Genomic DNA, 25,123 nt, shown 5'->3' on the forward strand with positions numbered 1-25,123 from the left:
TAAGATCAAAAGCCAGATCAAGATCACAAGCAGATCAAGAGCAAGAGCTACTCGCTTCGCATCGTGGTTAGCGTTGGCTGCTAGAGCTTACAAAGTTGTATAGACACTTATGCTGCGATAGCGGTGGGTCAGTTTGCTGATTATTCGCTGATACTCCGCCATCGCAGGCAAGCCAGCTCCCACATTGATTAGTGTGTTGCTCTGGGCACCATTCATCACGCCGTCAACAAACCTGTCCATATCCCCTGCGAGGCTGGGTGGATGACTGATATAATCCCAGGCCTTTCGTGGAGAACAGACTTTTATGCCGACGTCCTTTCTGGAAATTGTTGAACTGCCTGACGGCCGAATCGAACTGCGCCGGGCGGAGGACGAGGGTTCTCTGGTTATTCTGGATTTCTCCGAAGACGCCAAGGTCTTCCTGCAAGGCCAGCACGTCGAAGTGGCTAAAGCCATGTTGAGCGTGGGCGTGCAGATGGCAGGTCGCCTTGCCGAAGGTGAGCCGGAGAAAGAAGAAGGGCCGCGCGTTCTTCACTGAGTCCTTGGTGAAGGCTGTTTCTGTGGCGCGCCCGTCATTACCCCAATCGAATATTCAAACTCTGCGCATCACCCGTGCGCGCAGCGCTGATCAGTTGCTGCCTGGCGCTGGCATTCAGCGGGTTCAACCAGCTCACCACTGTATGGCTGCGGCCCAGGCGCAAGGCTTCGCAGGTTAGCTGCTGGGCACTTTGCGCGCCGCGTGGTTGCAGCAACAGGATGCGCTCACGGTTGAGCCCGGCGTCCCGCAGCCAGGCCTGGGTAAGGCTGGCGGGCGGGGCGATCAGTGTCAGCCAGCGGGCGTCCTGATCTTCGCTTAATTCGCGCAGGATAGGTGCCAGCAGGTTCAGGCAGCTCTCAGCCGCACCGCGCAACGACAATTCACTGAACGCCTCAGGTTCGCCGCCCCAGGGGGCTTCGACCGTGTCCTTGAGGATTGGCGCAAGGGGTTGGGCCATGAAGGCCTCGAACAGCGACAGTTGTGTGTGTTGTGGGGTGTGCACGAGCTGCATGATGCCTCCTTTAGCGGCGAATGACGCCGACACTCAAGCCTTCGATCACCAGGTCCTGGTCTTTCAGGTTGACTTCGATCGGGGCAAACTCAGGGTTTTCGGCCAGGAGCCAGACCTTGCTGCCTTCGCGCTTGAAGCGTTTGACCGTGACCTCGTCGCCGATACGGGCCACGACGATCTGGCCATTGCGGGCTTCGCGGGTGGTATGGACGGCCAGCAGGTCGCCGTCAAAGATACCCACGTCCTTCATGCTCATGCCGTGCACACGCAACAGGTAGTCGGCGCGAGGATGGAAGAAGGTCGGGTTGATGTTGCAGGATTCCTCGACGTGCTGTTGCGCCAGGATCGGCGCACCCGCGGCGACGCGACCGATGATCGGCAATGTCGACTCGTCGGCCTTGGCTTCGAAGCCAGGGATACGGATACCCCGCGAAGCGCCCGGGGTCATCTCGATCGCACCTTTGCGAGCGAGGGCCTTGAGGTGTTCCTCGGCGGCGTTCGGGGACTTGAACCCCAGTTCCAGGGCAATCTCCGCACGGGTAGGCGGGTAACCATTGTCATCAAGGCAGCGCTTGATAAAAGCCAGAATCTCAGCTTGGCGTGGCGTCAGTTTTAGCATGTTGATCGCTCTGTCTTTTTATACAGTGACTGGGATTATATACAGTGAACTGCGCTTGGCAATCATCCTTTTTAGCGGCTCCGCTGGACGGTCATCCGTCAGCCGTCGTACACAGCAGAAACGGCGCTGCCTACAGAGCTGCGAGGATGTGATTAAATAGCGATGAAACAGATGACCGACCAGCCGCAAAGCGGACCCCCAGGCTTGACAAGACACACTCTGAAACGTATGTTTCAAACAAGTGTTTGTTTGTCAGGCGGAGTAGCCATGGCCCAGTCGGAAACCGTTGAACGCATTCTCGATGCTGCCGAGCAATTGTTCGCGGAAAAAGGATTTGCTGAAACTTCATTGCGGCTGATCACCAGCAAGGCTGGGGTCAACCTCGCCGCCGTGAACTATCATTTCGGCTCGAAAAAGGCCCTGATCCAGGCAGTGTTCTCGCGCTTTCTGGGCCCGTTCTGCGCAAGCCTCGACCTTGAGCTGGAACGCCGCCAGGCCAAGGCCGATCACAAGCCTAGCCTGGAAGAGCTGCTGGAAATCCTCGTGGAGCAAGCGTTGGTCGTGCAGCCTCGCAGCGGCAACGACCTGTCGATCTTCATGCGCCTGCTGGGTTTGGCGTTCAGCCAGAGCCAAGGCCACTTGCGCCGTTACCTGGAAGACATGTACGGCAAGGTGTTCCGCCGCTATATGCTGCTGGTCAACGAAGCGGCCCCGCGTATTCCGCCTATCGAACTGTTCTGGCGCGTGCATTTCATGCTCGGTGCCGCCGCCTTCAGCATGTCCGGTATCAAAGCGTTGAGGGCGATTGCCGAGACCGATTTCGGCGTGAACACTTCCATCGAGCAAGTCATGCGCCTGATGGTGCCGTTCCTCGCCGCTGGCATGCGTGCCGAAACCGGCGTCAGCGATCCGGCCATGGCTGCCGCCCAGTTACGCCCACGCAGCAAAACCGTACCGGTCGCCGCCAAGGTTTGATCGCTGCGGGTGGGCGCGGCCGCTTGCATCCGCTAAGCTAGCCGCCATGCCGATTTCAGCTATTTATTCGCAACCCGTCGTCCTTGCCGTGCCTGGCAAGGACGACGGGTTGTGTGCGTTATTTAAGGAAGGTTTATGACTGCTGCCCTGCAAGGTTCTTTGATGGTCGACGTCGCCGGTACCTGGCTCACGGCCGAGGATCGTCATCTGTTGCGCCAACCGGAAGTGGGCGGCCTGATCATTTTTGCGCGCAATATCGAGCACCCACGCCAGGTTCGCGAGTTGAGCGCAGCCATTCGTGCAGTGCGCCCCGACCTGCTGCTGGCCGTGGACCAAGAAGGCGGCCGCGTGCAGCGTCTGCGCCAAGGCTTTGTACGCCTGCCGGCCATGCGTGCGCTGGCGGATAACCCCAACGCCGAATACCTGGCCGAACAATGCGGTTGGATCATGGCCACCGAGGTGCTGGCGGTGGGCCTGGACCTGAGTTTTGCCCCCGTGCTGGACCTGGATTACCAACGCAGCGCCGTGGTCGGCACCCGCTCCTTTGAAGGCGACCCCGAGCGCGCTGCCGTGCTCGCCGGTGCCTTTATCCGCGGCATGAACAGCGCCGGCATGGCCGCCACCGGCAAGCACTTCCCTGGCCACGGTTGGGCCGAGGCCGATTCCCACGTCGCCATTCCCAACGACGAGCGCAGCCTGGAACAGATTCGCGCCAATGACCTGGTGCCTTTCGCACGCCTGAGCAAGCAACTGGCCGCCGTGATGCCGGCGCACGTCATCTACCCGCAGGTCGATGCCCAGCCTGCCGGCTTCTCACGCCGCTGGTTGCAGGACATCCTGCGCGGTGAGTTGCAGTTCGACGGGGTGATCTTCAGTGATGACCTGTCCATGGCCGGCGCCCATGTGGTCGGCGATGCGGCCAGTCGGATCGAAGCGGCCCTGACCGCCGGCTGTGACATGGGCTTGGTGTGCAATGACCGTGCGGCCGCCGAGTTGGCGCTCAGTGCAGCGCAGCGGATGAAGGTCACGCCCTCGGCGCGGATTGCGCGTATGCGTGGGCAGGCGGTTGCGTCGACGGATTACAAACAGGATCCACGCTGGTTGGCGGCGCTCACAGCGTTGCGAGACGCTCAACTGATTGAATAAACGTCGCCTGCGCTGTTAAAGAAAGAGGCTTGGTGTAGGAAGCGTCTGGCTGTTGCTATAGCTATCTCTTACCGCTTTGTGGGAGTCGGCCTGCTTTAAATCGCGTTGCCGACCGTTGTAGAGTGCTGCCCCATGAATGACCTGATCGCACGTATCGTCGAGTTGGATTGGCAAGAGCGCTTTGACCCTCGTTCACTGGAGCGTGGTTTCGAGTACGCTGGCGAAAGTCGTCTCGAAATTGTCGAAGTGGGAAAACACCGGTTGATCGCGCGTTGCAAGGGCTCCGGCCGCAACGTCTACAACCAGGTGATCACCCATGTTGTCACATCAAATTGGGCGACTGTCGAGTGTGTGTGTTCTTGTCCGGTAGCGATCAATTGCAAGCACGCGGCCGCGGCGCTGTTTATGTTGACTGTCCTGCACGAAGACCTGAACCCGCCTGTAAAACAGCAAAAGACACCGGTTGAGCGCCTCAGCCCCCAGCTCGAAAAGTGGCTTGAAAGCATCCCTGAACCCACGCCTGTGGATGAGGAACAACCCAGGAATACGGGCACCTCTTTGCTGTACCAGCTCTCCCCCGACCCCTATTCGACGAGGTGGTCATTAGAGCTATATCGAGCGCGTGTGACGAAAAAAGGTGAGTACAGCGATATCAAGCCGCTGTACTCGATCGATGAGACATTGCGACGTGCTCCCGCCTATATGCATGAGCTGGATACACGCATTTGTCGATTGCTGTTGTTGAGCCGGTCTTATAGTTCCTATAACACCCGTTATCAGCTGGCCGGCGAACCAGGGGCCGAAATTCTTCAATTGGCGCTGAAAACCCAACGTCTGTTTATTGAGCAGGGCTCTGGCCTGGCGCTTAAGCCCGGCCCGGCCCGGCCCGCGCGTTTTGATTGGGCCATGTTGTCCGATGGCAATCACATTCCCAAGTGGATCAGCAACGGGCGCGAGTTGGGCGAGGTATTGCCCCTTAAACCGCTTCATTATCTTGACCGCGATAACCTGGCTATCGGGGTGGTCGAGCACGGGCTGGACGATAATCTGGCCATGCATCTTTGCGCCTTGCCGACGATTCCAGCTGATCAGGTCGCGTTATTCAGCCATCGCATCAGTTCGATATCCAAGGTGATTCCTCCGCCGCGGGAGCTGACCGAGCGTGTGGTGGATACGTTAGAGCCTCAAGGATGTCTCACTCTGGGAAGCGATGAGTCCTACGTCTACAGCCAGGCGCACCATCGGCAAATGCTCACTTTTGAACACCGCGCCGCCTTGGCTTACCGATACGACGCCTGCCTGGTCAGCGGCAAGGGCACTGAGGACATCCTGTTTCTCAACGGCACCGAAACCCAACATATCCAACGCAAGCCGGTGGCTGAAAAAGCCCTGCGCAAGACCCTCACAAAGATCGGCCTTAAAACGGTCACTCGCAAAACCCGTGCGTTGCCTGCCAGTGCGGGAGAGATGTTCGATCTACCCACTGATGAAGCCTGGCTGCGTTTTGTTGAACGCGATTTGGCGGTTTTGCGCGAGGCCGGGTGGGAGGTGGTCATCCATCCGGGCTTTTATTACGACGTGGAGGCGGTGGATCACTGGTACGCGGATATCGAAGAGACGCCGGGTCATGAATGGTTCAACCTTGAACTGGGCGTCGAGGTCAATGGCGAGCGGCACAGCCTGTTGCCAATCATGCTCGAGTTGATGCGTCGTCAACCCAAGCTGCTTGATGCCACTTACATGGCTGAACGCGACGATGATGAGCGGGTATTGGTCAGTTTGGGCGCCGGCACTCACACCAAAGTCGCGCTGCCTTACGGCCGTATCAAACCCCTGATGGCGACCCTCGGCGAACTCTACCTGCGCGCACCTGAAGGCGATGCACTGCGGTTGAGCGCGCCCGACGCGGCACGGCTCAGCACCCTGGATGCAATACCCTTGGTCTGGCAGGGCGGCGAGCGGCTGCGTGATTTCGCCAAGCGTCTCAAGGAGGCCACGCACGTCAATGTACCTGCTCCTCAGGGCCTGAACGCCGAACTACGTGGCTACCAGCTCGAAGGTCTTAACTGGATGCAAGCCCTGCGCGAGCTGGACGTCGGCGGGATTCTTGGGGATGACATGGGCCTGGGGAAAACCCTGCAGGCCCTTGCCCATTTGCTCTGTGAGAAACAGGCCGGCCGCTTGCAGGCGCCTGCTCTGGCGGTGATGCCCACCAGCCTGGTCCCCAACTGGATGGATGAAGCCGCGCGTTTTACCCCTCAACTCAAGGTCCTGGCGCTGCACGGCTCGCAGCGCCAGGCTGACTTCGCGCGCCTGGCCGATTACGACCTGGTACTCACCACTTACGCGCTGCTGTCGCGAGACCTTGAAGTGCTGCAGCCTCAATGTTGGAGTGTGCTGATCCTCGACGAAGCGCAAAACATCAAGAATCCCAACAGCAAGGCAGCCCAGGCGGCTCGTGAGTTGGAGGCCGGCCAGCGTTTATGCTTGAGCGGTACGCCGTTGGAAAACCACTTGGGTGAGCTGTGGTCACTGTTTCATTTCTTGTTGCCGGGCTGGTTGGGCGATAGCAAGAGCTTTAATCGCGATTACCGCACGCCCATCGAAAAACACGGTAATGCGCAGCGTATGCAGCACCTCACGGCACGTATCAAGCCGTTCCTGTTGCGGCGCAAAAAGGAACAGGTTGCCACGGAGTTACCGCCCAAGTCGGAAATCGTGCACTGGGTAGAGCTCAGCGATGCGCAGAGGGATGTCTACGAAACAGTGCGTGTGGCCATGGATAAAAAGGTGCGCGACGAGATCAGTCGTCATGGCGTGGCCCGCAGCCAGATCATCATCCTCGAAGCCCTGCTCAAACTGCGCCAGGTGTGCTGTGACTTGCGTCTGGTCAAGTCTGTGCCGATGACTAAAGCGGCCAAGGCCGACACTGGCAAGCTGGGCAGTTTGATGGACATGTTGGAAGAGTTGCTCAGCGAGGGGCGGCGGATTTTGCTGTTCTCGCAATTCACCTCGATGCTGGCGTTGATCGAAGAAGAGCTCAAGCTGCGTGGGGTTGAGTATTCGATCCTGACGGGAGACACCGTTGACCGACGTACGCCCGTTGAGAACTTCCAGGGCGGCAAGACACCACTATTCCTGATCAGCCTGAAGGCAGGCGGGACGGGCTTGAACCTGACGGCGGCGGATACGGTGATTCATTACGACCCGTGGTGGAACCCGGCGGTGGAAAATCAGGCGACCGACCGTGCGTACCGCATCGGGCAGGACAAACCGGTGTTTGTGTACAAGATGATTGCCCGGGGTACGGTGGAGGAAAAGATCCAGGCGTTGCAACTGGAGAAGGCTGCGTTGGCCGATGGGGTGCTGGAAGGTGGCGCCAGTGCGGGTTGGAAGCTGGAGCAGCGGGATATTGAGGCGCTGTTTGCGCCTTTGCCAGGCTGAAGATCGCGGCGCGGCCATCGCAGGCAAGCCAGCTCCCACACTTGAATGTGTTTACAAATCAAAATGTGGGAGCGGGCTTGCTCGCGAAGGCGGCCTAACAGTCAGCGCTTCTCTTGCTTGTTGGGCAACGGCGCAAACAACGCCTCAATCTCTTCATTGCCCAACTGCCAATCCCCCGTGGTTCGTCCATCCAGCACGCCCGCCGCCAGATCGGACTTCTCCTTCTGCAAGTGCTGAATTTTCTCTTCCACCGTGCCCCGGGCAATCATCTTGTACACGAACACCGGCTTTTCCTGCCCGATGCGGTACGCACGGTCGGTGGCCTGGTTTTCCGTGGCCGGGTTCCACCAGGGGTCATAGTGGATAACCGTGTCGGCTTCGGTCAGGTTCAAACCCACGCCGCCGGCTTTCAGGCTGATCAAAAAGATCTGCAGCTTGCCGCTCTGGAAGTCTTTCACCGGTGTACGTCGATCCCGCGTCTGGCCGGTCAACAGGGCGTAGGCAATCCCGCGTTTTTTCAGTTCGGCCTCGATCAGGCTCAGCATTGAGGTGAACTGTGAGAACAGCAGGATCCGGCGGCCCTCGGCAAACAGCTCGTCAAGCATGTCCATCAGGCTGTCGAGCTTGCCCGAGCTGCTGCCACGGGCGGGCAGGGTAGCGTCGTTGACCAGGCGCAGGTCGCAGCACACCTGGCGCAGTTTCAGCAGGGCTTCAAGGATGATGATCTGGCTGCGGGCCACGCCCTTGCGGGTGATTTCGTCGCGGACCTTTTTATCCATGGCCAGGCGCATGGTTTCGTACACGTCGCGCTGAGCCTCGTTGAGGTCGACCCAGTGGATAATCTCGGTCTTGGGCGGCAGTTCGGTCGCCACTTGCTCCTTGGTACGACGCAGCAGGAAGGGTTTGATCCGACCGTTAAGGTGTTGCAATCGCACCTCGCTGGCGCGTTTTTCAATCGGCACGCGGTAATCACGGTTGAAACTCTTCACATCGCCCAGCCAACCCGGCAGCAGGAAGTGGAACAGCGACCACAGCTCGCCCAAGTGGTTTTCCAAGGGCGTGCCGCTCAGGCACAGGCGCTGGCGGGCATTCAGCTCGCGCGCGGCCTGGGCCGCCTTGCTGGACGGGTTCTTGATGTACTGTGCTTCATCCAGGATCAAGACGTGCAAGGGCAGGGCGGCGAGCTGTTCGATGTCCTTGGGCAGCAGGGCGTAGGTGGTCAGCAGCAGGTCGTAGTCCTGCAGGTTGGCGAAGTGTTTCTTACGCCCGGCGCCATAAAGTGCCTGCACTCTCAGTTGCGGGGTGAAGTGCGCGGCTTCATCCAGCCAGTTCGGAATCAGACTGGTAGGCATCACGACCATGCACGGCCGATCAAGGCGCCCAGCGATTTTCTCGGTAAGAATATGCGCCAGGGTTTGCAGGGTTTTACCCAGGCCCATGTCATCCGCGAGTATCCCACCCACCTCCAGTTGGCGCAGTGACTGCATCCAGCTCAAGCCTTCCAGTTGATAGGGGCGCAAGGTCGCATTCAAGCCTTCAGGCGCCGCGCAGGTGAAGTCCTTGATATCGCGCAGGCGCTGGGCGAAGTTGCGGATCTTCTCGCCGCCTTCCCATTGCAGTGGCAGGTCTTCCAGCGGGTTGAGGCGAATCGCGTCGGCCTTGGCCAGGCGCAGCGCGGTGGTGCCGGCTTCCTGCAGGTAAAACTCGCCGAGGGTCGCCAGCACCGGCTTCAAGCGGCCGTAGGGCAGCGCCACTTGCAGCGGGCCGTGGCCGTTGGGCAGGCCGGGGATGTTCACCAGGATCAGCTCTTCATCGCGGCGCCGCGCAAGCTTCTCCGGGTTGAGAATCTCGGTATGGGAGCGCATCAGGTTCAGCAGGATCGGCAGCAGGCTCAAACGTTCGCCGTTGACGATGATGCCCAGCTCCAGGTCGAACCAGTCACGTTCCGGCCCTTCATCGACCGTGGCATACCAGTCATCGACCGGGCTGAGGTCAAAGCCGAAGTCTTCATCGATCTGCAGTTCCCAGCCCTCGGTACGCAAGGTCGGCGACACATTGAGGGTGAAGTTCAGCCAGGCGCTGTCATTGACCATCTCGAACAGCTCGCCGGCACTTTCCGGCAGGGCCTTGCTCTGGCGCGTGGCGATCTTGAAGCCAAGCAGGCGCAGGTGTTCGCGATAGGCTTGTTCTTGCTCGGGTTGGCGCTTGATCCGCAGGCTCTGGGTCTCCTGGCGCACAATGATGTCGGCATTTTTTTGCCCGCTGACATAGTTGCCCAGGTAGTTGAACGACAGCGCCGCACGGTGCTGGATATAGCGCTGCATCTTGCCGTTGCGCGGCTCGAACGCGCTGAACTCCACGCTGGCCAGCCACAGGCGGGGCACCGGTTGCACGTCGTCCATCACCACCTGGGGCAGGACCACGCGGTTATCCAGCACTGCCTGGAGCTTTTCCAGCAGTTGCGCATCCTGGGCCGCTGCCGGGTAGGCCAGGGTTTCCTGAACCTTGAGCAGCACCGCCGCAATGTGTTTGCAGTTGGTGTGTACCGGGCACGTGCAGCGGCTGTCCACCAGGATCAGCAGGCCCTTGGCCGATTCGCGCAGTGAGATGGTCTGGCGGTAAACATTGCCGCCCGAGCCTTCGCAACTGGCGGTGATGGTGCTGTCGCCGCACTCGACGATGCGCACGCGGTTTTCCAGGGCGTAGCGCCGCCCGCGCTCAAGGCTTTGCTCTTTGAAGCGGTTGGCCCACGAAGGGGCCAGGGGTTTGGTCAACGACGACGTCAGGGGCATGGCGCGCAATCAGTCCTGAAGGTCGGGCGGTGGTGCGCTGGGTGGCTTGGCGGTCAGCGAGGTGATCTTGATCAGCAGCGCCAGGTGGCCGCCGTCCAGGTAGTTGAGCTGGTTGTTCTTGGTGCGCACGTCTTTCTGGCTCAAGTGTTCGCTGTTAATCACGCTGCCGTTGCCGTCGAACTGGTTGATCCAGAAATCCGCGTCGATATCGGTAAAGCGCCCCAGTTGCAGGCTCAACACGCCTTCGATAGGGAACTGGCCGAATTGCTCCTGGCCATCGGTGATCGCCACCTTCACCGGTTGCTCGCCCAGGTTCTGTTCCCAGGCTTTGTGGGCGAGCACCGTGTAGTTGGCGTCGGCGCGCAGCTTGTCGACGATATTACTCAGGCGCGGCGGGCTCATTCGCTCACCCAGGCGCGGCGCGCCCGCATCCCAGTTTTCCGGGGCGGCGCGGCTGTTGATCACAGGTTCCGCATTCTGGCGCACCAGGATCATTTCCACCTGATACAGGCTGTCGGCAAAGGCCGAAGGTGCGAGTACCACCAACAACAGGCTCAAAATGCGGAACACGCGCATGGGGGCGTCCTTAAACGGATTTCGGAATGAGGCGTTCAAACAGCGCCTCCAAGGTGTTGAAGCGTTCTTCGGCACGTTCCATCGGCACCATGAACTTGAACAGCGTAGCCCCTTCGAACTTGTAGCGGTTGGGCTGGCCCTGGATCAGCTTGATCAGCACCAACGGGTCGACCGGCGTCTGCGCTTCGAACTCGATACGCCCGCCTTGCGGCCCGGCGTCGACTTTCTTGATGCCCAACTGCTCGGCCTGCAACTTGAGCAGGGTCAGGCGCACCAGGTTCTTGGTCGGCTCCGGCAGCAGGCCGAAGCGGTCGATCATCTCTACCTGCAAGTCCTTGAGGCCTTCTTCGTCGGCCGCCGAGGCAATGCGCTTGTACAGGATCAACCGTGCATGCACATCCGGCAGGTAGTCTTCGGGAATCAACGCCGGCAAGCGCAGGTTGATCTCCGGGCCGCCGCCCAAGGGTTGGTCGAGGTTCGGTTGCTCGCCTTTGCGGATGGCTTTCACCGCGCGTTCGAGCATCTCCATATACAGCGTGAAACCCACCGCCTGGATCTGCCCACTCTGGCCATCGCCGAGCAACTCGCCGGCACCCCGGATTTCCAGGTCGTTGGTGGCCAATACAAAGCCGGCGCCGAGGTCCTGGGTATTGGCGATCGCTTCCAGGCGTTTTTCCGCATCGGAAGTGATCTGCTGGCGCGGTGGTGTCAGCAGGTACGCATAAGCCTGGTGGTGACTACGCCCGACGCGGCCACGCAATTGGTGCAACTGTGCCAGGCCGAACTTGTCGGCGCGCTCGATGATGATGGTGTTGGCGCTCGGCACGTCGATGCCGGTCTCGATGATGGTCGAGGCGATCAGCACGTTGAAGCGCTTGTGATAGAAGTCGCTCATCACTTGTTCGAGTTCGCGCTCACGCATTTGCCCATGGCCGATGGCGATGCGGGCCTCCGGCACCAGTTCGGCGAGGTCGGCGGCGCATTTCTCGATGGTCTTTACGTCGTTGTGCAGGTAGTACACCTGGCCGCCACGCAGCAGTTCGCGCAGCAGGGCTTCCTTGACCGTGCTCTTGTTCTGTTCCATCACGAAGGTGCGCACCGACAAACGACGCGCCGGTGGCGTGGCGATGATCGACAGGTCGCGCATGCCCGACACCGCCATGTTCAGCGTGCGCGGAATCGGCGTGGCGGTGAGGGTGAGGATGTCGACTTCGCTGCGCAGGGCCTTGAGCTGTTCTTTCTGGCGCACGCCAAAGCGGTGTTCTTCGTCGATGATTACCAGGCCCAGGTTCTTGATCTTCACATCGTCCGACAGCAACTTGTGGGTGCCGATCACGATGTCGATCTTGCCTTCGGCCAGATCGGCGACGGCGGCATTCACTTCCTTGGCGGACTTGAAGCGGCTCATCACCTCCACGGTCACCGGCCAGTCGGCAAAGCGGTCGCGGAAACTGTTGTAGTGCTGCTGGGCGAGCAGGGTGGTGGGCACCAGGATCGCCACCTGGCGACCGCCGTGTACCGCAATAAAGGCTGCACGCATGGCCACTTCGGTCTTGCCAAAGCCCACGTCGCCACACACCAGGCGGTCCATCGGCTTGGGCGCGAGCATGTCGGCGCGCACCGCTTCGATGGTGGTTTGCTGGTCGGGGGTTTCTTCGAAGGCAAAACCGGCGCTGAAAGTGGCGTAGTCGGCTTTCGGGTCGGCGAACGCATAACCTTCGCGGGCGGCGCGACGGGCATAGATATCCAGCAGTTCGGCGGCCACGTCGCGCACCTGTTCGGCGGCCTTGCGCTTGGCTTTCTGCCAGGTCTCGGAGCCCAGGCGGTGCAACGGCGCCAAGGCGTCGTCGCTGCCGGTGTAGCGGGCGATCAGGTGCAGGTTGGCCACCGGCACGTAGAGCTTGGCGCCCTCGGCGTATTCCATGGTGAGGAATTCGGCGGCCTGGTTGTCGATCTCCAGGGTCTGCAAGCCCAGGTAGCGGCCTACACCGTGGTCGATATGCACCACCGGCGCGCCTTCGCGCAGCTCGGTGAGGTTCTTGATCACTGCGTCGTTGTTGGCGTCGGCGCGTTTTTCCCGGCGTCGGCGTTGCATTACGCGCTGGCCGAACAACGGGCTTTCGGCGATCAAGGCCAGCGCCGGGTCATCCAGTCGCAGCCCTTCGTCCAACGGCGCGATGGTGATCGCCAGGCGCTCTTTGCTGGCGACAAAATCCGGCCAGCTGTCGACGGTTTTCGGCCGCAGCTTCAGGCGTTCCAAAAGCTCCAGCAGCACTTCGCGGCGCCCCGCGGATTCGGCGGTGAAAAGCACGCGGCCGGGGAAGTCACCGAGGAAGTTCGACAGCGCCTCCAGCGGTTGCGTGGCTTTGGCCTGGATTGCCAAATCGGGCAGCACGCTCGCCGGGAAACGCTCGCGGCCACTGCCGGCGTCCACGTCCTGCTGGCTGGCGACCACCCGCGGCCAGTTTTTCAGGCGCGCGAAGCAGTCTTCCACCGGCAGAAAAAGTTCAGCAGGCGGCAATAAAGGCCGGGACGGATCCACGCGGCGCTCTTCATAGCGGTTGCGCACGTCGTTCCAGAAGTTTTCCGCCGCCTGTTCGATACCCGGCAGCGAGAACACCTGGGTGTCCTGGGGCAGATAGTCGAAGAGGGTGGAAGTTTCGTCGAAGAACAACGGCAGGTAGTACTCGATACCGGCGGGCGTGATGCCGCTGCTCAAGTCCTGGAAGATCGGGCAGCGACGGAAATCCACGTCGAAGCGTTCACGAAAGCGCGCCTTGAAGCGGGTGACCGCGTCTTTTTGCAGCGGGAACTCCCGCGCCGGCAGCAGCTTGATCGAATCGACCTTGTCGATTGAGCGCTGGTTCTCTGGATCGAAGGTGCGCAGCGTCTCGATCTCGTCATCGAACAGGTCGATGCGGTACGGCAACTTGCTGCCCATCGGGAACAGGTCGATCAAGGCCCCGCGCACCGCGAACTCACCGTGCTCGTACACCGTGTCGACGCAGCGGTAACCGCTGGCTTCCAGGCGTGTACGCATCTGCTCCACATCGAGCTTCTGGCCCACGTCCAGCACCAGGCTGCTGCCGAGCAGGAACTTGGTTGGCGCCAGGCGATGCAGGGCAGTGGTGATCGGCACCACCAGCACGCCATGGGCCAGTTCCGGCAAGCGGTACAGGCTGGCGATACGCTGGGAGATGATGTCCTGGTGCGGCGAGAACAGATCGTAGGGCAGGGTTTCCCAGTCGGGAAAATGCAGCACCGGCAAATCCGGGGCGAAGAAGCTCAGCTCCTGCTCCAACCGTTCGGCGCTTTGGCTGTCGGCGGTGAGCAGCAGGGTAAAGCGCTTGGCTGCGCTGGCAGCCTCGGCAATGGCCAGGCTCAGGGCGGCACCGGGCAGGTTGCCCCAGTGCTGTTTACCTGCCGCGGCAGGGAGTAGCGGTAGACGCAGAACGGGCACGGAAGGTTGAGCTCCAAGCGTTGCGACAAAGTCGGTAATTGTAACGGCCCCAGGTGCCGCCTGTCAGTTGCTGACTGTGCCTATTACGGTTTGTAGGAAATGTAGTGGCTAAGACAAACAATGGCGGGTTTTGACTCAATATGTAGTGCCAAAATGCGCGAATGTTTAGGAGGGTTACGGACAAGTCGGCCTGCTCGCCAAACTAGTGGCCTTCTGGAACCCGCGTGTTTCCTGGGCTGTAGCGCGGTGGTATTTTTTTGCAAGGGCTTTTTGTTGCCCTTCGCGCATTGCTCAACGCTCAGTCGGGCGACATAATGTAGCCCCTTTTTTCTGCCCCTACATGTGGAAGGTTCCCGTGACTCAGAAGCCCGACCAGTGTCTTGGTGAATGGATCGACCGTGAAGCACTCGCTGAAGCGATGATTCCGCTTATCGGTCAGCTGTACCGCAATAACAATGTGGTGAGCTCGATCTATGGCCGCAGCCTGATCAACCAGTCTGTCATCGCGATTCTCAAAGCCCACCGCTTTGCGCGCCATCGCTCCGCCGACGACAGCGAACTCTCCGTCCACGAAACATTCCCACTGCTCAAAGCCATGAGCGAGCTCAAGCTCGGCGCGGCTTCGGTAGACCTGGGCAAGTTGGCGTACAAATTCCGCAAAGAAGGCGCTGGCCGCACCGCCGAGCAGTTCGTGCGTGAAGAAATGGCCGATGTGGTTGGCCAGCAAAACGCTGCCGCCCGTAAAGGCACCGACGTGGTGTTGTACGGCTTCGGTCGTATTGGCCGCTTGCTGGCGCGCATCCTGATCGAAAAAACCGGTGGCGGCGACGGCCTGCGCCTGCGTGCCATCGTGGTGCGCAAAGGCGCCGAGAACGACCTGACCAAGCGCGCCAGCCTGCTGCGTCGCGACTCGGTACACGGTTCGTTCAATGGCACCATCACCATTGACGAAGAAAACAACACCATCACCGCCAACGGTAACCTGATCCAGGTGATCTACGCGAAGAACCCGACTGAGGTGGATTACACCCAGTACGGCATCCAGAACGCCCTGCTGGTGGACAATACCGGCGTATGGCGTGATGCCGAGGGCCTGGGCCAGCACCTGGCGTGCCCGGGTGTTGACCGCGTTGTGCTGACCGCGCCTGGCAAGGGCAAGCTCAAGAACATCGTGCACGGCATCAACCACGCTGAAATCACCGCTGACGACAAGATCGTGTCCGCCGCTTCCTGCACCACCAACGCCATCGTGCCGGTGCTCAAAGCTGTGAACGACAAGTTCGGCATCGTTAACGGCCACGTTGAAACCGTTCACTCGTACACCAACGACCAGAACCTGATCGACAACTTCCACAAGGGCGATCGCCGTGGCCGTAGCGCCGCGTTGAACATGGTGATCACCGAGACCGGTGCTGCTACCGCTGCTGCCAAGGCCCTGCCTGAGCTGGCTGGCAAGCTGACCGGTAACGCCATCCGTGTACCGACGCCGAACGTGTCGATGGCCATTCTCAACCTCAACCTTGAGAAAGCCGCCACCCGTGAAGAGATGAACGAGTACCTGCGCTACATGGCGCTGCACTCCGACCTGCACAAGCAGATCGACTTCGTCAATTCCCAGGAAGTGGTCTCCACCGACTTCGTGGGCTCGCGCCATGCTGGTGTGGTGGACGCCGAAGCGACCATCACCCAGGACAACCGTGTTGTGCTGTACGTGTGGTACGACAACGAGTTCGGCTACAGCTGCCAGGTGGTTCGCGTGATGGAAGACATGGCTGGGGTCAACCCGCCTGCGTTTCCGCGCTAAGCCTTTGCGCTGAATGAAGAAGCCCCGACTGGTTCGGGGCTTTTTTATGCCTGTGGGTTTTGTGGTGTATGGGAGGGCCTTATCGCAGGCAAGCCAGCTCCCACAGTTGAAATGCATTTACCTGTGGGAGCGGGCTTGCCCGCGATGACGATGGAACCGTCAACGCCGCCCTCACTTGAGTAGCGTATTGCGCAAACTGTCCGACAGCCCTTTGGGACCCAGCCAGATACCCAGGTAGGCCTTCGCTAATTCAGCGTCCGGGCTGCTGAACACCACCTGCCCATTAATCTCCAGATTCAACCCGCGCCCCGGACGAAAATCCAGGGCATAGCGATCGCCGCTGCGAATATCCCGAAAGCGCGCGTGCAGCTTGGCTATCTCCGAGTTCAACCCGGCATTGGCCTGCTGGCGTTCCAGGGTGACGGTGGCCGCCTTGATCACATCATTGCGGTCGATGTCGCGAAAGTAATACAGCGCCAAGCGCACAGCCTTCTGCTGGTCCCAGGCCTGCTTTGCCGGCAGGTCAGCCGGTGCATACAGCGCCGCCGCATACACATCCGCCCAGAGATAGTTGAACACCGCCTGGTTTTTCAAGGCCAGCCCCTCGACCTGTGCCGGGAAGCTCGCCTGCTTGAGCCGCTGCGCATCGTTGGCGTGCGCCGTGAGCGACACCATCAGCATTAAACAAAAAAATAGTTGTCGCATAATGGCTCATCCTGAATTCGGCGCTGGTTTGCGTCCTGTAGTATGGCAACACTGGCCTACGACGCGACCAAGGGTTAATGTTCGCGGCGCTCGGCCTTCTATAGACTGTGCCCCGGTTCACACACTTGAGCCAAATTGTCCTTCATGCACGCTGGCCGCGGCATGATTTAGCCCGGCGTCCAACCGTACGCCTGGCCTGTTCTGAGGAGTACGCATGGCTGTCTACAACTACGACGTGGTGGTACTGGGTTCCGGCCCAGCTGGAGAAGGTGCGGCGATGAACGCTGCCAAAGCAGGGCGCAAGGTGGCGATGGTCGATAGCCGTCGCCAGGTCGGCGGTAACTGCACCCACCTGGGTACCATCCCGTCCAAGGCGTTGCGTCACTCGGTACGGCAGATCATGCAGTTCAACACCAACCCGATGTTCCGGGCCATTGGTGAGCCGCGCTGGTTCTCGTTCCCGGACGTATTGAAAAGCGCTGAAAAAGTCATCTCCAAGCAAGTCGCCTCGCGTACCGGCTACTACGCCCGTAACCGCGTCGACCTGTTTTTCGGCACCGGCAGCTTCGCCGACGAGCAAACCGTCGAAGTGGTCTGCGCCAATGGCGTGGTCGAGAAACTGGTGGCCAAGCACATCATCATCGCCACCGGTTCGCGCCCGTATCGCCCGGCGGACATCGATTTTCACCACCCGCGTATCTACGATAGCGACACCATCCTGAGCCTGGGCCACACCCCGCGCAAACTGATCATCTACGGCGCCGGCGTGATCGGCTGTGAATACGCCTCGATCTTCAGCGGCCTGGGTGTTCTGGTGGAGCTGGTGGACAACCGTGACCAGTTGCTCAGCTTCCTCGACTCGGAAATTTCCCAGGCGTTGAGCTACCACTTCAGCAACAACAACATCACCGTGCGCCACAACGAAGAGTACGAGCGGGTCGAAGGCCTGGACAACGGGGTGATCCTGCACCTCAAGTCCGGCAAGAAGATCAAGGCCGACGCCTTGTTGTGGTGCAACGGCCGTACCGGCAACACCGACAAGTTGGGCATGGAAAACATCGGGGTCAAGGTCAACAGCCGTGGCCAGATCGAAGTGGATGAGAACTACCGCACCTGCGTGCCGAACATCTACGGCGCCGGTGACGTGATCGGCTGGCCAAGCCTGGCCAGTGCCGCCCATGACCAGGGCCGCTCGGCCGCTGGCAGCATTGTCGACAATGGCAGCTGGCGCTACGTGAACGACGTGCCGACCGGGATCTACACGATTCCCGAGATCAGCTCCATCGGCAAGAACGAGCACGAACTGACCAAGGCCAAGGTGCCTTACGAAGTGGGCAAGGCGTTCTTCAAGAGCATGGCGCGTGCGCAGATCGCCGGCGAGCCGCAAGGCATGCTGAAAATCCTGTTCCATCGCGAAACCCTGGAAGTGCTCGGCGTGCATTGCTTCGGCTACCAGGCCTCGGAGATCGTGCACATTGGCCAGGCGATCATGAACCAGCCGGGTGAGCAAAATACCCTCAAGTATTTCGTCAACACCACCTTCAACTACCCGACCATGGCCGAAGCCTATCGGGTAGCGGCCTACGACGGCCTCAACCGGCTTTTTTGAGCGGCTCCGGCCGGTGGCCTGAGCCGGCCGGGGAGACCGATTTCAGTAATTCTCGAGGGTGGCAGTGGCCAAACCGGGAAAGTCTGTAATCAGGCTATCTACGCCGAAGTCGGCGAGCCTGCGCATCAGCGCAGGTTCGTTGACTGTCCACACGGACACATGCAAGCCCTGGCGCTGGGCTTTTTCCAGCCGCTCGGGGGTGCACAGCGTCCAGTTCAATGCCAAGTACTCACAGCCGTAGTTCTGCGCGACCTTCAGCGGGTCGAGCCAGGCGTATTCAGCGACCAGGCCGCGTGACAGGTCTGGGGTGAGTTCCACGGCGGCCTTGAGCACTTCCCGCGAGCTTGACGTCACCGTAACCTTGTCCATCAAGCCAAAGCGCACAGCCATTTCGCGAATCGCCAGCACGGTGGTGGCGGCTCGGGTACGCGAGGCACTTTTGACTTCCAGTTGCCAGTGATCGAAGTCGCACTGTTCGAACAACGCCTCCAGGCGCGGGATCGGGCAGGGGCTGACCCAGCCTGGGCCGCCTTTGCGCGCGTCCATCTTCACCAGGTCAGCCGCCGAATACTCGACGACTTTGCCGCGTCGGTCGGTGGTGCGCTTGAGCGTCGGGTCGTGGATGACCATCAACTCGCCGTCCATGGACAGGTGCAAGTCCAGCTCGCAGCGGCGTACGCCGTGCTTGAGGCACTCCTGAAAGCTGGTCAGGGTGTTTTCCGGTGCTTCGCCTTTGGCACCGCGGTGGCCGTAAATCAGGGTCACAGTTGCTCCTTTGCGCCAGGATGGCTGGCGTCGTGAATACGCATTCAGAGGTCTTCGCTTTGTTCTCGCGCCAGGCGGCGTTCCTGGGCCTGTTTCTGCAGGATATAGCGCGCCAGCAACTGGCGTTGGGCATCGGTCATGGACTCGAATTCCGTGCCTACATCAAAGCCGTCGCCCTTGGGGTCGCAATGGGTCACCCGCGCGCGCAGCAACAGGCCGAGCGCCTGGGGCATCAGCACCAGCTTGACCGCCAGGTGAGTGTCGGCGGCCAGCGGCGTGGGGTGCTGGAAGTCGATGCCGCCTTCGGAGAGGATCACCGGTTGCGGCGCACCTACCTCGTTCAGCAAACCGCGGGCCATGACCTGGCTGAGCAGGTCCAGGCGTTTGTTCTGCACTTTGAGGAACGCCGCGAGGCTGCGGTCTTTCTCGTTGATCTGGCGCAGCAGGTGCTGGGCTTCGAATTCGCTCAGGTGCAGTTCGCTGAGCAGATTGAACAGCGGCGAATCATCCAGCAACACTTCCTTGCTCGCCGCGTCGGGGCCAGACAGGGGTTTGATTTGAAGTGCGATCATGTCATCGATACGGTAGTATTCGCGGCGCTCTTCTTCATCTAATGTCGACATGGCGAACCCCAGGTAACGGTAATGGTCTGAGTGTAAAGCTGCTGACCAGACCCCGCCACCGGGACGTCTTCTTTTCCTCCGAACAAGCCCCGACATGTTCAGACCTCTCTTCGTATTTATCGGCACGCGTTATACCCGTGCAAAGCGTCGCAATCATTTTGTGTCGTTCATTTCCTTGACCTCGATGATCGGTCTCGCCCTGGGCGTGGTCGTGATGATCGTGGTGCTGTCGGTGATGAATGGCTTCGATCATGAGATGCGCACCCGCGTACTGGGCATGGTGCCCCACGCGACCATTGAAGGCGATGCGCCGATCAATGACTGGCAAAGCCTGGCCGCCAAGGTCCAGCAGAACCCCAAGGTGGTGGCGGTCGCGCCGTTTACCCAGATGCAGGGGCTGCTGACCAACGACGGCAAAGTGCAGAAGATCCTGCTCAATGGCATCGACCCGGCCCAGGAACACAACGTCTCGATCATCGATAAGTTCATGCTGCAAGGTAAGCTCGACGCGCTGGCGCCTGGCAGCTTTGGCATTGTCATCGGTGACAAGGCCGCGGCCAAGCTGGGCGTGGGGGTTGGCGACAAGCTGACCTTCGTCGCCCCGGAAGTCACCGTGACCCCGGCCGGCATGTTCCCGCGCATGAAGCGCTTTACCGTGGTGGGCACCTTTCACGTTGGCGCTGGCGAGATCGACGGCTACATCGGCCTGACCAACCTCACCGACCTGGCTCGCCTGCATCGCTGGCAGCCCGACCAGGTGCAGGGCCTGCGCCTGAAGTTCAACGACCTGTTCGAAGCCCCGCGCGGCGCCTGGGAAATTGCCCAGCACCTGGGGGAGACCGAGTATTACGCCCGCGACTGGACCCGCACCCACGGCAACCTGTATCAGGCCATCCGCATGGAAAAAGCCATGATCGGCCTGTTGTTGTTGCTGATCGTCGCCGTGGCGGCCTTCAACATCATCTCTACGCTGGTGATGGTGGTGAACGACAAGAAGGGCGACATCGCCATCCTGCGTACGTTGGGCGCCACGCCGGGGCAGATCATGGCGATCTTCATGGTGCAGGGCACCGTGATCGGCGTGGTCGGCACCTTGATCGGCACGGCGGTGGGCATTCTGGCCGCGCTGAACGTCAGCGCCGCCATCGCCCTGCTTGAAAAGGTGATCGGCCACAAGTTTCTCAACGCCGACGTCTACTTCATCGATTACTTGCCGTCCCAGGTGCAAACCCAGGACGTGCTGATGGTGGGCGGCGCCGCGTTGGTCCTGAGCTTCCTTGCCACCCTGTATCCAGCCTGGCGCGCGGCACGTACCCAGCCAGCACAGGCATTACGTTATGAGTGAATCGGGCATGAGTGAAAAAGCAATCCTGAGCTGCCGCAACCTGGGCAAATCCTACGAGGAGGGCCCGGAGTCGGTGGTGGTGCTGTCCAACCTGCAGCTTGAACTGCACCCTGGCGAGCGCGTGGCGATCGTCGGCAGTTCCGGTTCCGGCAAAAGTACCTTGCTCAACCTGTTGGGCGGCCTCGATACGCCGTCCCAGGGCAGCGTATGGCTGGCCGGTGAAGAACTGTCGGCCTTGAATGAAAAGGCTCGTGGCCAACTGCGCAACCGCTCGTTGGGCTTTGTGTACCAGTTCCACCACTTGCTGCCGGAATTCACCGCCCTGGAAAACGTGTGCATGCCGCTGTTGATCGGCAAAACCGCAATTCCCGAAGCGCGCCAGCGTGCCACGGCCTTGCTCGAACGCGTCGGCCTGGGCCATCGCCTGGAGCACAAGCCAGCGGAGTTGTCCGGCGGTGAGCGCCAGCGTGTGGCGATTGCCCGTGCCCTGGTGAACAACCCCGGCCTGGTGATGCTCGACGAGCCGACCGGCAACCTCGACTCCCACACCGCCCAGGGCATCAAGGACTTGATGCTGGAGTTGAGCACCCAGATGCGCACCGCGTTCCTGGTGGTCACCCATGATATGAGCATGGCCCGGCAGATGGACCGCGTACTGCATTTGCAGGAAGGTCATCTGGTCGCTATCTGACCTGTTGCAAGCCCGGTTTTTTGAGGCCGGGCTTTTTCATTTTTCCAACGGTGCCCGCGAATGTTCAGACCGTTATCGATTTTTATCGGCACGCGCTATACCCGCGCCAAGCGCCGCAACCGTTTTGTCTCGTTTATCTCGATGACCTCGATGATCGGCCTCGCCCTGGGCGTACTGGCGATGATCGTGGTGCTTTCGGTGATGAACGGCTTTCAGCGAGAAATGAGCTCGCGCATCCTCGGCATGGTGCCCCACGCCACTATCGTCGGCGTAAAGCCGATTGACGATTGGCAGCCGGTGGCCGCCGCTGCGATGAAGAATCCGCAAGTCACCGCCGCCGTGCCCTTCACCCAGATGGATGGCATGTTTTCCTATAAGGGCGCGATGCAGCCGATCGAAATCAGCGGCGTCGACCCGGCCCAGGAAGGCAAGGTGTCGATCGTGGCCCAGCACATCGTGCGCGGTAAACTCGACGACCTCAAACCTGGTGAGTTCGGGGTGGTGGTCGGTGATATCACTGCACGCCGCTTTCGCCTGAGCGTGGGCGACAAGCTGACCCTGATCGTGCCGGAACTCAGCAGCGCCCCAGGCGGTATCACCCCGCGCATGCAGCGCCTGAACGTGGTGGGCATTTTCAAGGTTGGCGCCGAGCTGGATGGCTCCATGGCCCTGATCCACATGGCCGACGCCGCTGAAATCCAGCATTGGCAGCCCAATCAGGTGCAAAGCGTGCGCCTGGCGGTGAAGGACCTGTATGCAGCGCCCAAAGTCTCGGCGGACATCGCCGCCAGCCTGGGCGCGGCTTACAAGCCGGATGACTGGACCCACACCCAGGGCAGTCTGTTCAGCGCGATGAAAATGGAAAAGACCATGATCGGCCTGCTGTTGCTGATGATCGTCGCCGTGGCCGCGTTCAACATCATCGCCACCTTGATCATGGTGGTAAACGACAAGGGCGCGGACATCGCCATCCTGCGTACCATCGGCGCTACACCTCGGCAGATCATGGCGATCTTCATGGTGCAGGGCACCGTGATTGGCGTGGTCGGCACCTTGATCGGCGGCGTGCTGGGGGTGATTGCGGCGCTGAACGTGAGTGAGCTGGTGGGCTGGCTGGAGCGGGTGAGCGGGCAGCATATCTTCAGTTCGGATGTGTACTTTGTCAGCAACCTGCCGTCGGAGCTGCAAGGTGGGGATGTGTTGCTGATTTGCTCGGCGGGGTTTGTGTTGAGTTTCTTGGCGACGATTTACCCGGCGTATCGGGCGGCTAAGATTGAGCCGGCGCATGCGCTCAGGTATTCGTAACCTTTAAAACCGCTTTCGCGAGCAAGCCCGCTCCCACATTTGTCCGCGTACACCCTTTGGAATGCGGTTAAATGTGGGAGCGGGCTTGCTCGCGAAGAGGCCGGCCCAGCTTGCATCAATCCCCCTTGGGCAACTCAATCACAAACCTTGTCCAGCCCGCCTGCGACTCACAATAAATCCTCCCGCCATGCGCCCGCACAATCGACTGGGTAATCGCCAACCCCAGCCCCGCATGTTCACTGCTGCCCGCACGCCTGGACGGATCGGCTCGGTAGAAACGGTCAAACAGCCGCGGCAATAACGGCGCAGGAATGCCTTCCCCGCTGTTCTCCACCGTCAGTGTCACGCCACTCTCGATCCGCACCCGCACTTCACCGCCCGGTGGGGTAAAGCGCAGCGCGTTATCCAGCAAGTTCGACAGGGCCCGGCGCAACATGCCGCGATCGCCCATCGTCTGGGCGGTGCCTTCGCGCACCAGCGTCACCTGCGCGTCCTCCGCCAGCAGGGTAAAAAATTCCAACAGTGCGTCGACCTCATCACCCAAATCCAGCGCTTCTCGGCTGGGCATCAGCAAACCGTGGTCAGCTTTGGCCAGGTAAAGCATGTCGTTGACCAGTTGCGCCATCCATTGCAGCTCTTCGAGGTTGCTGTGCAGCGCCTCGCGGTAATCCTCCAGCGGGCGCGGTTGGGTGAGGATGACTTGGGTCTGGGTCAGCAGGTTGGACAGCGGTGTGCGCAGTTCGTGGGCGATATCCGCGCTGAAGGCGGACAGGCGCTGAAAGGCGTCGTCCAGGCGCGCCAGCATAGCGTTGACGGCCTGGGCCAGTTCCGCGAGTTCCACCGGCATTTGCTCTTGGGGTAAGCGTTGCGTGAGGGAGTGGGCGGAGACGCTGGCGGCCACTTCGCCCATGCGCCGCAGCGGTCGCAAGCCACTGCGCGCAGCCCAGGCGCCGAGCAGGGCAGTGGCCAGCGCCGAGAGGCCGACGGTCAGCCAGATCAAGCGTTGCATGCGTTGCAGAAAGTGCTGGTGGTGGGTGATGTCGAGGATCAGGGTCAACTGGGGCGAATCCAGTTGGCTTGGCGTCAAGGGCGCGATGAAGACGCGGTAGTCGGTGCCCGCCTGCTGCAGGCTATGCAGGCCGGGCGCCTGGGGCAAGCTAAGGTTGGGCGCGCCGTCCAGCCAACGTTGACCCGCCCCGGTGATGCGCAAGGTGAGGTCGGGCTGGTGATCGAGTTCGGCACGCAGTTGAGGGGTGCGCTGGGCGAGGTCTTCCGGTGAGGCGACACCCTGCAAGGTGCTGCGCAGGGCCACCAGTTTGCTTTCGAGCTGTTGCTGGTCCAGCTCCATGAAGTGCGCCTCGCTGGCCCGGTTGAACAACACCCCGGCGATCAACGAGACCACCGCCGTGCAGGCGGCAAACAGCAGCGCCAGGCGGCTGGTCAGGGACAGGCGCTTGATCACGTGAACCGCTCCTCCAGCACGTAACCCATGCCGCGCACGGTGTGGATCAGTTTGTTGGGGAAATTGTCGTCGACCTTCAGGCGCAGGCGGCGAATGGCGACTTCGATGATGTTGGTGTCGCTGTCGAAATTCATGTCCCACACCTGGGAGGCGATCAGCGTCTTGGGCAGCACTTCACCCTGGCGGCGTAGCAGCAGCTCCAGCAGGGCGAACTCCTTGGCGGTGAGGTCAATGCGCTGACCGCTGCGCTCGACGCGGCGGCGGATCAAGTCCAGGCTCAGGTCGGCCAGTTGCAACAGGGTGTCCTGCGGCGTGCTGCTGCCCCGGCGCAACAAGGTGCGCACCCGCGCCAGCAGTTCGGAAAAGGCGAAGGGTTTGACCAGGTAATCGTCGGCGCCCAGCTCCAGGCCATGTACTCGGTCTTCGACGGCATCGCGAGCGGTGAGGAACAGCACCGGGATGTCCAGGCCGGCACTGCGCACCGCCTGCAGGATTTGCCAGCCGTCGCGGCCGGGCAGCATCACATCAAGGATCAACAAGTCATAGTCGCCCGTCAGCGCCAAGTGCTGGCCACTGGTGCCGTCCGCCACCAGCTCGGTGGTAAAACCCGCCTCGGTCAGGCCCTGGCGCAGGTAATGACCGGTTTTGGGTTGGTCTTCGACGATCAGCAGTTTCATATCGGGCTCTTGATAGGGGCTATGTAGGAGCGAGCTTGCTCGCGAAAAACGCCAACGGTAACGCGGGCTGTCAGGC

General features: G+C 60.8%; 19 protein-coding genes. 9 read left to right on the forward strand and 10 right to left on the reverse strand.

Features of this window, described 5'->3' with window-relative positions; genetic code table 11:
* The first annotated feature begins 304 nt into the window (after nt 1–304).
* On the forward strand, nt 305–538 hold the full coding sequence (locus tag A7K61_RS05785) for a hypothetical protein (protein ID WP_003189656.1): 234 nt from the start codon (nt 305–307) through the stop codon (nt 536–538).
* A gap of 37 nt (nt 539–575) precedes the next feature.
* Here A7K61_RS05785 and sulA read toward each other — a convergent pair whose 3' ends face one another.
* Nucleotides 576–1,049: an SOS-induced cell division inhibitor SulA gene (gene sulA, locus A7K61_RS05790; RefSeq protein WP_044272906.1), complete on the reverse strand. Its 474-nt coding sequence runs from the start codon at nt 1,047–1,049 to the stop codon at nt 576–578.
* Between the two features lie 10 nt (nt 1,050–1,059).
* Nucleotides 1,060–1,668, reverse strand: a complete 609-nt coding sequence (lexA, locus tag A7K61_RS05795) for a transcriptional repressor LexA (RefSeq protein WP_003172575.1) — start codon at nt 1,666–1,668, stop codon at nt 1,060–1,062.
* A 267-nt stretch (nt 1,669–1,935) separates the two neighbouring features.
* Between lexA and A7K61_RS05800 the strand changes: the two genes are divergently transcribed.
* From A7K61_RS05800 to A7K61_RS05810, 3 genes are all read left to right on the forward strand, one after another.
* Nucleotides 1,936–2,643: a TetR/AcrR family transcriptional regulator gene (locus tag A7K61_RS05800; protein WP_069557141.1), complete on the forward strand. Its 708-nt coding sequence runs from the start codon at nt 1,936–1,938 to the stop codon at nt 2,641–2,643.
* Nucleotides 2,644–2,778: 135 nt separating this feature from the next.
* Nucleotides 2,779–3,789, forward strand: a complete 1,011-nt coding sequence (gene nagZ, locus A7K61_RS05805; protein ID WP_069557142.1) for a beta-N-acetylhexosaminidase — start codon at nt 2,779–2,781, stop codon at nt 3,787–3,789.
* A 132-nt stretch (nt 3,790–3,921) separates the two neighbouring features.
* On the forward strand, nt 3,922–7,233 hold the full coding sequence (locus tag A7K61_RS05810; RefSeq protein ID WP_069557143.1) for a DEAD/DEAH box helicase: 3,312 nt from the start codon (nt 3,922–3,924) through the stop codon (nt 7,231–7,233).
* Between the two features lie 101 nt (nt 7,234–7,334).
* Here the strand turns inward: A7K61_RS05810 and A7K61_RS05815 are convergent, their stop codons facing one another.
* From A7K61_RS05815 to mfd, 3 genes are read right to left on the reverse strand one after another with little or no spacing between them, the layout of a single operon-like run.
* Nucleotides 7,335–10,025: a DEAD/DEAH box helicase gene (locus tag A7K61_RS05815; protein WP_047710334.1), complete on the reverse strand. Its 2,691-nt coding sequence runs from the start codon at nt 10,023–10,025 to the stop codon at nt 7,335–7,337.
* Nucleotides 10,026–10,034: 9 nt separating this feature from the next.
* On the reverse strand, nt 10,035–10,601 hold the full coding sequence (locus A7K61_RS05820) for a CsiV family protein (protein ID WP_003189665.1): 567 nt from the start codon (nt 10,599–10,601) through the stop codon (nt 10,035–10,037).
* Between the two features lie 10 nt (nt 10,602–10,611).
* Nucleotides 10,612–14,061, reverse strand: coding sequence for a transcription-repair coupling factor (gene mfd / locus A7K61_RS05825; RefSeq protein ID WP_044272911.1), 3,450 nt, complete (start codon nt 14,059–14,061; stop codon nt 10,612–10,614).
* A gap of 340 nt (nt 14,062–14,401) precedes the next feature.
* Here mfd and A7K61_RS05830 point away from each other — a divergent pair, with 340 nt between their 5' ends.
* Nucleotides 14,402–15,865, forward strand: a complete 1,464-nt coding sequence (locus tag A7K61_RS05830) for a glyceraldehyde-3-phosphate dehydrogenase (protein ID WP_032873405.1) — start codon at nt 14,402–14,404, stop codon at nt 15,863–15,865.
* Between the two features lie 171 nt (nt 15,866–16,036).
* Here A7K61_RS05830 and A7K61_RS05835 read toward each other — a convergent pair whose 3' ends face one another.
* Complete coding sequence (locus A7K61_RS05835; protein WP_069557144.1) at nt 16,037–16,570, reverse strand: chalcone isomerase family protein; 534 nt, start codon at nt 16,568–16,570, stop codon at nt 16,037–16,039.
* Nucleotides 16,571–16,784: 214 nt separating this feature from the next.
* Between A7K61_RS05835 and sthA the strand changes: the two genes are divergently transcribed.
* Nucleotides 16,785–18,179, forward strand: a complete 1,395-nt coding sequence (gene sthA / locus A7K61_RS05840; protein ID WP_003189670.1) for a Si-specific NAD(P)(+) transhydrogenase — start codon at nt 16,785–16,787, stop codon at nt 18,177–18,179.
* Nucleotides 18,180–18,221: 42 nt separating this feature from the next.
* Here the strand turns inward: sthA and A7K61_RS05845 are convergent, their stop codons facing one another.
* Nucleotides 18,222–18,944 carry a glycerophosphodiester phosphodiesterase family protein gene (locus tag A7K61_RS05845; protein WP_003189671.1) on the reverse strand — a complete coding sequence of 241 codons (723 nt, stop codon included), beginning with the start codon at nt 18,942–18,944 and terminating at the stop codon, nt 18,222–18,224.
* A 44-nt stretch (nt 18,945–18,988) separates the two neighbouring features.
* The gene (locus A7K61_RS05850) at nt 18,989–19,567 is read right to left on the reverse strand and encodes a PilZ domain-containing protein (protein WP_003189673.1); all 579 of its coding nucleotides are present in this window, start codon (nt 19,565–19,567) and stop codon (nt 18,989–18,991) included.
* Between the two features lie 94 nt (nt 19,568–19,661).
* Between A7K61_RS05850 and A7K61_RS05855 the strand changes: the two genes are divergently transcribed.
* The 3 genes from A7K61_RS05855 to A7K61_RS05865 are packed head-to-tail and all read left to right on the forward strand — an operon-like array spanning nt 19,662 to nt 22,908.
* Entirely contained in the window at nt 19,662–20,912 is a 1,251-nt protein-coding gene (locus A7K61_RS05855; protein WP_069557145.1) for a lipoprotein-releasing ABC transporter permease subunit, read from the forward strand.
* A 7-nt stretch (nt 20,913–20,919) separates the two neighbouring features.
* Nucleotides 20,920–21,603, forward strand: a complete 684-nt coding sequence (gene lolD, locus A7K61_RS05860) for a lipoprotein-releasing ABC transporter ATP-binding protein LolD (RefSeq protein ID WP_019818240.1) — start codon at nt 20,920–20,922, stop codon at nt 21,601–21,603.
* A gap of 60 nt (nt 21,604–21,663) precedes the next feature.
* Nucleotides 21,664–22,908 carry a lipoprotein-releasing ABC transporter permease subunit gene (locus tag A7K61_RS05865; protein ID WP_032892838.1) on the forward strand — a complete coding sequence of 415 codons (1,245 nt, stop codon included), beginning with the start codon at nt 21,664–21,666 and terminating at the stop codon, nt 22,906–22,908.
* Nucleotides 22,909–23,023: 115 nt separating this feature from the next.
* Here A7K61_RS05865 and A7K61_RS05870 read toward each other — a convergent pair whose 3' ends face one another.
* Together A7K61_RS05870 and A7K61_RS05875 are read right to left on the reverse strand one after the other, a co-directional pair.
* The gene (locus A7K61_RS05870) at nt 23,024–24,370 is read right to left on the reverse strand and encodes a heavy metal sensor histidine kinase (RefSeq protein ID WP_044272916.1); all 1,347 of its coding nucleotides are present in this window, start codon (nt 24,368–24,370) and stop codon (nt 23,024–23,026) included.
* On the reverse strand, nt 24,367–25,047 hold the full coding sequence (locus A7K61_RS05875; RefSeq protein WP_047710336.1) for a heavy metal response regulator transcription factor: 681 nt from the start codon (nt 25,045–25,047) through the stop codon (nt 24,367–24,369). Before A7K61_RS05875 ends, A7K61_RS05870 begins: the two co-directional genes overlap by 4 nt.
* Nucleotides 25,048–25,123 lie beyond the last annotated feature (76 nt).

This window comes from Pseudomonas sp. AP42 (assembly GCF_001728935.1).
Classification (GTDB): domain Bacteria; phylum Pseudomonadota; class Gammaproteobacteria; order Pseudomonadales; family Pseudomonadaceae; genus Aquipseudomonas; species Aquipseudomonas lactis.

What these genes read in the sequence shown, in the direction of transcription:
- A7K61_RS05785 (WP_003189656.1), top strand. Translation starts at nt 305, where the DNA reads ATGCCGACGTCCTTTCTGGAAATTGTTGAACTGCCTGACGGCCGAATC.
- A7K61_RS05800 (WP_069557141.1), top strand. Translation starts at nt 1,936, where the DNA reads ATGGCCCAGTCGGAAACCGTTGAACGCATTCTCGATGCTGCCGAGCAA.
- A7K61_RS05830 (WP_032873405.1), top strand. Translation starts at nt 14,402, where the DNA reads ATGTGGAAGGTTCCCGTGACTCAGAAGCCCGACCAGTGTCTTGGTGAA.
- A7K61_RS05865 (WP_032892838.1), top strand. Translation starts at nt 21,664, where the DNA reads ATGTTCAGACCGTTATCGATTTTTATCGGCACGCGCTATACCCGCGCC.
- A7K61_RS05815 (WP_047710334.1), bottom strand. Translation starts at nt 10,025, where the DNA reads ATGCCCCTGACGTCGTCGTTGACCAAACCCCTGGCCCCTTCGTGGGCC.
- nagZ (WP_069557142.1), top strand. Translation starts at nt 2,779, where the DNA reads ATGACTGCTGCCCTGCAAGGTTCTTTGATGGTCGACGTCGCCGGTACC.
- sulA (WP_044272906.1), bottom strand. Translation starts at nt 1,049, where the DNA reads ATGCAGCTCGTGCACACCCCACAACACACACAACTGTCGCTGTTCGAG.
- A7K61_RS05850 (WP_003189673.1), bottom strand. Translation starts at nt 19,567, where the DNA reads ATGTCGACATTAGATGAAGAAGAGCGCCGCGAATACTACCGTATCGAT.
- A7K61_RS05855 (WP_069557145.1), top strand. Translation starts at nt 19,662, where the DNA reads ATGTTCAGACCTCTCTTCGTATTTATCGGCACGCGTTATACCCGTGCA.
- A7K61_RS05835 (WP_069557144.1), bottom strand. Translation starts at nt 16,570, where the DNA reads ATGCGACAACTATTTTTTTGTTTAATGCTGATGGTGTCGCTCACGGCG.
- A7K61_RS05810 (WP_069557143.1), top strand. Translation starts at nt 3,922, where the DNA reads ATGAATGACCTGATCGCACGTATCGTCGAGTTGGATTGGCAAGAGCGC.
- sthA (WP_003189670.1), top strand. Translation starts at nt 16,785, where the DNA reads ATGGCTGTCTACAACTACGACGTGGTGGTACTGGGTTCCGGCCCAGCT.
- lolD (WP_019818240.1), top strand. Translation starts at nt 20,920, where the DNA reads ATGAGTGAAAAAGCAATCCTGAGCTGCCGCAACCTGGGCAAATCCTAC.
- lexA (WP_003172575.1), bottom strand. Translation starts at nt 1,668, where the DNA reads ATGCTAAAACTGACGCCACGCCAAGCTGAGATTCTGGCTTTTATCAAG.
- A7K61_RS05820 (WP_003189665.1), bottom strand. Translation starts at nt 10,601, where the DNA reads ATGCGCGTGTTCCGCATTTTGAGCCTGTTGTTGGTGGTACTCGCACCT.
- A7K61_RS05875 (WP_047710336.1), bottom strand. Translation starts at nt 25,047, where the DNA reads ATGAAACTGCTGATCGTCGAAGACCAACCCAAAACCGGTCATTACCTG.